The sequence below is a fragment of the Nostoc sp. CHAB 5836 genome (assembly GCF_020829445.1).
GTDB lineage: Bacteria > Cyanobacteriota > Cyanobacteriia > Cyanobacteriales > Nostocaceae > Nostoc.
Genome location: NZ_JAIVFV010000076.1, coordinates 24,330 through 30,329, shown reverse-complemented (window position 1 = coordinate 30,329; position 6,000 = coordinate 24,330). Strand labels below are relative to the sequence as shown.

Genomic DNA, 6,000 nt, shown 5'->3' with positions numbered 1-6,000 from the left:
TTTTATGAAATATGAATGGATAGAAATAGATGCATACTCTAGTTGGTCAAATTTAGTTAACTATGTTGAAAAAGTCATTCGAGATTTTGGAGAAAAATATGTAATTAATTTTGCATAAGTACTTAATTGACTTTACCAAATAAATTACTACTATTTGTGGGGTGGGCATCTTGCCATTGGTGTCAACTTAAGCCCTGGCGAATAGAATTCGCGGCTATACAAACAAAGTCCGCCTACGCGGACTAAGAAAAATTAATTTTTTTAACCCGCGCAGGCGGGTTTCGTCTGTGTAGACGCGGTTTCTAACCGCCCTTTTCACGTTAAGTTGACTTTACCAAATAAATACTTATCCTGTAAGCTAAATTGCGTAGTGTTTTTATGACTCAGCTATGCCACGCGGAATCAGAGTTCGTACAGAGTGCATTAAACTAGTCAAGCAAAGGATGAGACAAAAGGGCTTTGCCCGTCAAATCGATTTAGCTGAGAGAATCGATCGCAAACAATCAACAGCTTACAATTTTCTTAATGGAAAACCAGTTGACTACCTCAACTTTTTAGAATTTTGCAATGTATTAGATTTTGAAGTTCAGGAAATTGCCGATTTTGAAGTACTCGCAGATACACATACACAAAAACCCCAAAAAATAGAAAAAATAAATAATTCTCCATCATTTCCTCCTTCTTTAGTCTCTACTTGCGAACTTGAATATCCAGAAGGGGAAGTAGCATTAGATTCTCCCTTTTATGTAGAACGTCCTCCCATCGAACAGCGTTGTTACGAAGAAATCAAAAAACCAGGTTTCCTAATTCGCATCAAAGCACCGCAGCAGATGGGTAAATCTTCACTCCTAGCGCGGATTCTGCATCAATCAGAAAATCAAGGAAATATAACAGTAGCTATCGATTTTCAGCTAGCAGAAGAGGAGTTTTTCTCCGACTTAAATAAATTTCTGCACTGGTTTTGCGATACCGTCACCGAAGCAGTTGCGGGAAATAATCGAGAATTACTCGAAAAATTGCTGCAACAACTCGATGAGCATTGGAAATCGGGACAGCGCTTTGGCTATATGAAAACTTGTAAAAATTACTTTGAGCGCTATTTATTTCCAGAAATAAACCAACCGTTAGTTTTAGGCTTAGAAACAGTCGATAGATTATTTGAATATCCCAAAATCTACAGGGATTTTTTTGGATTATTACGCGCTTTACACGAAGAAGCCAAACGTCGAGATATCTGGAAAAAACTTCGATTGGTGTTAGTATATTCCACCGAAGCTTATGTACCAGTAGATATCAACCAATCACCATTTAACGTTGGCTTGGCAGTGGAATTACTAGAATTTCGCCACGAGCAAGTAAAGGATTTAGCCCAACGGCATCAACTCAATTGGAGTGATATAGAGGTAGAAAAGTTGACAGGATTGGTGGGAGGGCATCCATTTTTAGTGCGTTTAGCTCTGTATAAAATTGCTCGGCAAGAAATCAATTTAGCAGAGTTTTTGCAAACCGCAGCCACAGCAGAAGGTATTTATAGTAAACATCTGCAACGCCTAGAATCTATTTTGCAGCAACAACCAGAATTATGGGATGCAATGCAAAAGGTTGCTTCTAGTAATAGTCCAGTACATTTGCCCAATGTTATTAGATTTAAATTATATAGTCTAGGATTAGTAAAGTTACAAGGTGATGAAGTAACGCCGAGATGCGAGTTATACCGTCAATATTTTCGCAGTCATTAAAAAGACTATTTAACTAAATTAACTCAATTACAACGCGAGTTTGTACTCAAGTATCACTTGTAGATGATGGAATTGTCGAGTTCAACAGGCAATTCAATGTTACAAATCATCAAGTCCAACAAATTACTTCTAGCAGCATTGATTTTGGTATCAGCAGCAACATTCAATAGTCCCAAAGTTGATGCAAGAAATAGCCAGAATCTAAATCTAACCCAATTACCGACATCAAGTGCGAACTGCGATGCGTGCAACACCGAAGGTATCGCATCAGAATGGAAAGAATTCTCTCCAGATGAAGGTAAATCCTCTATTCTCATGCCAAATGGGGACATCTCAGACATGACACCAGATAAAAGCGAGATGGATGAGAATGTTGAGTCTGTAAAAATGTATCTGAGTATTGATGGAACAGATGTGTATATGGTTAGCTATGCTGACTTTAACAATGATGTGACTCAGATTCCCTCAAGTGAATTATTGGATTCTGCTCTACAAGGGATGTTAGAGGATGGGAAAAAATTATTAAGTCAGCAAAATATTACTCTAGGTGCATATCCCGGTAGAGAAATTAAGCTGTGGGATGAAAAAGAAGGAATTTTTATGACGGGTAGAGTTTTTATTGTTAATCAACGGTTGTATATACTCTTCGTTGGAAGCGATAAAAATCCTCAAGTCAGTGATGTCAGAAAGTTTTTTGACTCCTTCGAGTTGATGCAGTAATCATCAAGTTACTAGTTGCCGAATAGATTTTTTTGGCAACTATTAGGACTCCTGTCTGATTTCTGAACAAAATTTCAAATGAAACCCTGATACAACAGCCTTTTCAGTCTCAGGATGTTTTCAAAAATCAGATGGGAGTCCTAATCTAGTTCTTGTATCTTGTTATTTTTGATACAAAAACTTTAAAAAAGTCTTTCCAGTAATTCTGCCAAATTGCCAAATAACTTGCCTCTGCTCTGCATTTTTGTCTCATTTTCAGGTAATATGGGATTGGCACAGTTACACAAAAAATCTGAGCTTTAGTATCTACTTAAAATTAAGTCTAATAGCTTTAGCACTAGTAATTGTTACTAAAATAAAAGTTGATATTTTCTGAATAAACGCGTTCTCAAATAACGGCTACTGTTAAGGAATTTATATATTATGATTGCTACGTTGATTGTAGCTTGGATTGTATTCATAATATTATGGAAGTTGCTAAAGGCAACCGTGAGTAGTGCATTAACTATAGCGGCAATCCTTGTTTTATTAAACATCAGTTTTGGCGTTACTCCGCAAGATATTTGGAATCATATAACGCAGTTTGCTCAAACTATCTCGCAGATCCAAATCGGCAAGTGAAAAATGAATTATGAATGCAGAATTACGAATTCCGAATTAATTTTTTGATCAATTATTATTTAATACTGAAATTTTAGCCAATGCATCCTTAACACTCGCTGGCAACTGACGCATAATCTTGCCTCTTTCGCGATCTAAAGCGACTAAAGTCACCTTGGCAGTCACGTACAATTGTTGTCCATCGGTTGAGACAATGGCGTAATCCCAATTGATTCGGACACCAGTCACCTCAGCCATACGTGTTTTTACCACCACTGCTATACCCAATTGAATTGAACGGTGATAACGCACTGACAGTTCTACAACTGGTAAATCGCACCCTATAGCGACCAAATCAGCAAATTCAATCCCTATAGATCGCAAGCATTCAATGCGTGCTTCTTCCATCCAAGCTACATAAGAACCGTGCCACACAACACCTGAATAGTCCGTGTGGTGAGGTTGCACTCTGACAGAATATTCAAACCAATTCCCAAATTCATGACTTGATGGATTGTCAAGAGCGCTAGTTGGTGGTAGTTTTGGTTGGCTGGGTTTTTCTTCTGACATCTTCAATTTTTTAAGTTTTGGCAGATACAAAAAAAATATGCGATGGGCGAGCGAGGAGCCAATCACTGAATGCTAATGAAATAGGTAAGAGCGATCGCTAACTAAGCCACTATTACCAATTAACGATAATAAATTTTTAATTTGCGATCGATTTTTGCAACCTTAATACTTCTTGGCAAGAGTTTTAGAACCTGTATCAGTTTGCATAGATTGCTTTACAAGATTAGCCAGTTCGTCTAACTGGCTAATTGCCTCCGCACCTTCTAGCTTCATTAATTCGCGGTCATCCCGCATTTCCGTCCAAGTAATCCCGTAATCGGACACTAAAAACCGAATCAGATGATTATCACCCAAGCTAACCATAAATGATGCACTATTCATTTGGTCGCCGCAGGTGTAACAGGACGCAAGATACCCGCGCCGCTCTAATACAATCGCCAAGGCTTGCAGGTTCATTACCAAGTCTTGGACGAATTGTCGATGTTGATGTGCCAGTCTCAGAAACACTTTTATCCTCCAGACACCACAGTCATTTGAGTTTTTTTTATATTTTCTTTAGATTTTCTCATCCACTGGTATTGTAAACTATTCATTACAATTAACAGGCAGATGATATTGAGTCGTTAATTGACTACCTTGTTTAGGGTAGTGGATTGGGGTTTTGAGAGCCGTATCAAACTATTCAGTTTGCAAATTCAAAATTTCGGACATAACTGCTGAACTTAACTATATCTTTATATAGTCCTGTCACGGTAGATTCTTACAAGAAGCGATCCGCTTTAAGAGTAACTTAAATCTAGCACTAGTCAAGTACAGAAAAGCTACATATTTGGTTTTTATTGGCTACGTGCAGCCAAATACACTGTTGATGAAGACCATAGCGTAGTTTTGCATAGTTATAGTGTATCTTGCTTAAATGTTCGCTCAGTTATGTTTATAACGTAGATTTTCGTATAAACAAATAATTGTTTATACCAAATTCATTCCTCCTATATATATAAAGTTGAGCAGATGAGAGTCCCAATTCGTGATTACGTACTAAAATTAGCTTGGTTATAGTCCTTTATACAAAGTTTACGTAATTAATATACAAGTCTCCGTGTAGGCTTGACAACGGATCAACTCAACACTGACAATAGCTAAACTCGGCAGAGCAATGTTGCCATTTAGGCAATATTTTCAGCTATTTTGACACTCTCCTGCAAAAGTTATACCAACTAAAACACAACAATTTGGAACGACTATCATAATTTGGTTTTGCCACAATTAATACACATATAATATATTTCGATTATCTATTCAAAATAAGTAATTATTTATTATTGATTACTCGGTTAACTAATTCATAATTCGTAATGAGGTTGTCTACGAAACGCTATAGCTTCTCCGTAGAAGTACGAATAGTTTAAGAGGGTGTTTGAAAAGTTTTTAGGGGTCAAATTTTATGCCAGTCGCCGTACCATGATGCGAATCATAGCAAGGTAAATAAACGTCTCGGATGTTTCCGGCAGAAGTTCATAATCTCTGACCAATCGGCGACACCCCATTAGCCAACCAAACGTGCGTTCCACCACCCATCGCTTTTTGAGCAAGACAAACCCCTTAGTTTGCTCCGGGCGCAACACCACTTGCACAATCCAACGACAAACATCCATAACCCATATCATGAAGGGTGTACCATCAAAGCCACCATCAGCCCAAATGGTCGTCAAGCGAGAAACCTTGTTACCCATTTTTTCGACGCGCTTGAGTACTTGTTTGCCGCCATTCCGCTCTGGTACATTGGCGGCAGTGACCAACACCTGCAGCACTAATCCCAACGTATCAACGGTCATAAACCGCTTGCGTCCTTTAATTTTCTTGCCTGTATCAAAACCAACGGATTGACTCACCATTGCCGCACTTTTGACACTTTGACTATCGATGATGGCTTCTGACGCACTTGGAGCGCGTTCTTCTTCGATTCTCGTCCATTCTCGCAGATTATCATGAATTTTCATCCAAGTTCCGTCCCTGCGCCAGTTACGAAAATATGTGTATACTGTTTGCCAAGCCGGAAAGTCCCCAGGTAGCGATCGCCATCTCACTCCATCTAGCAGGACATAGAAGATCGCGTTCAAAACTTCCCACATATCAACTTCACGCGGGCGGCCACCTGATTTAGACTCTGGAATCATGTCACTCAGGAATTCATATTGGGCGCGAGTCAGATTACTGGGGTAAGCTTTACTCATGTTGCTCTCTCGGTGCTGTGTTCTACGTATTCATAGTTTATACCTAGAGAGCTTTTTTACCCCTCGGCTGACTTTTCAAACATCCTCTAATGTAATTCCTAATCATTGGCCCAACACTCACGTGTAATTGTCTTTCT

General features: G+C 38.7%; 6 protein-coding genes and 1 pseudogene. 4 read left to right on the top strand and 3 right to left on the bottom strand.

Annotated elements, in window-relative coordinates:
* From LC605_RS16790 to LC605_RS16775, 4 genes and pseudogenes are all read left to right on the top strand, one after another.
* A pseudogene (locus LC605_RS16790) lies at window positions 1-118 on the top strand (IS630 family transposase); the annotation flags it as partial.
* 325 nt (window positions 119-443) lie between these two features.
* Window positions 444-1,739, top strand: a complete 1,296-nt coding sequence (locus LC605_RS16785; protein ID WP_229548656.1) for an AAA-like domain-containing protein — start codon at window positions 444-446, stop codon at window positions 1,737-1,739.
* 96 nt (window positions 1,740-1,835) lie between these two features.
* On the top strand, window positions 1,836-2,459 hold the full coding sequence (locus LC605_RS16780) for a hypothetical protein (RefSeq protein WP_229548655.1): 624 nt from the start codon (window positions 1,836-1,838) through the stop codon (window positions 2,457-2,459).
* 423 nt (window positions 2,460-2,882) lie between these two features.
* Window positions 2,883-3,080: a hypothetical protein gene (locus LC605_RS16775; RefSeq protein WP_229548654.1), complete on the top strand. Its 198-nt coding sequence runs from the start codon at window positions 2,883-2,885 to the stop codon at window positions 3,078-3,080.
* 48 nt (window positions 3,081-3,128) lie between these two features.
* On the opposite strand, the gene LC605_RS16770 is transcribed toward LC605_RS16775, so the two are convergent.
* The 3 genes from LC605_RS16770 to LC605_RS16760 all read right to left on the bottom strand — a co-directional run bounded on the left by LC605_RS16770 (window position 3,129) and on the right by LC605_RS16760 (window position 5,863).
* Entirely contained in the window at window positions 3,129-3,629 is a 501-nt protein-coding gene (locus tag LC605_RS16770; RefSeq protein WP_229548653.1) for a thioesterase family protein, read from the bottom strand.
* Window positions 3,630-3,791: 162 nt separating this feature from the next.
* Window positions 3,792-4,136 carry a DUF1815 family protein gene (locus LC605_RS16765; protein WP_229548652.1) on the bottom strand — a complete coding sequence of 115 codons (345 nt, stop codon included), beginning with the start codon at window positions 4,134-4,136 and terminating at the stop codon, window positions 3,792-3,794.
* Window positions 4,137-5,071: 935 nt separating this feature from the next.
* Window positions 5,072-5,863 (bottom strand): IS5 family transposase, encoded by a 792-nt coding sequence (locus LC605_RS16760; RefSeq protein WP_229548651.1) that lies wholly within the window; start codon window positions 5,861-5,863, stop codon window positions 5,072-5,074.
* Window positions 5,864-6,000 lie beyond the last annotated feature (137 nt).

What these genes read in the sequence shown, in the direction of transcription:
- LC605_RS16785 (WP_229548656.1), top strand. Translation starts at nt 444, where the DNA reads ATGAGACAAAAGGGCTTTGCCCGTCAAATCGATTTAGCTGAGAGAATC.
- LC605_RS16780 (WP_229548655.1), top strand. Translation starts at nt 1,836, where the DNA reads ATGTTACAAATCATCAAGTCCAACAAATTACTTCTAGCAGCATTGATT.
- LC605_RS16775 (WP_229548654.1), top strand. Translation starts at nt 2,883, where the DNA reads ATGATTGCTACGTTGATTGTAGCTTGGATTGTATTCATAATATTATGG.
- LC605_RS16770 (WP_229548653.1), bottom strand. Translation starts at nt 3,629, where the DNA reads ATGTCAGAAGAAAAACCCAGCCAACCAAAACTACCACCAACTAGCGCT.
- LC605_RS16760 (WP_229548651.1), bottom strand. Translation starts at nt 5,863, where the DNA reads ATGAGTAAAGCTTACCCCAGTAATCTGACTCGCGCCCAATATGAATTC.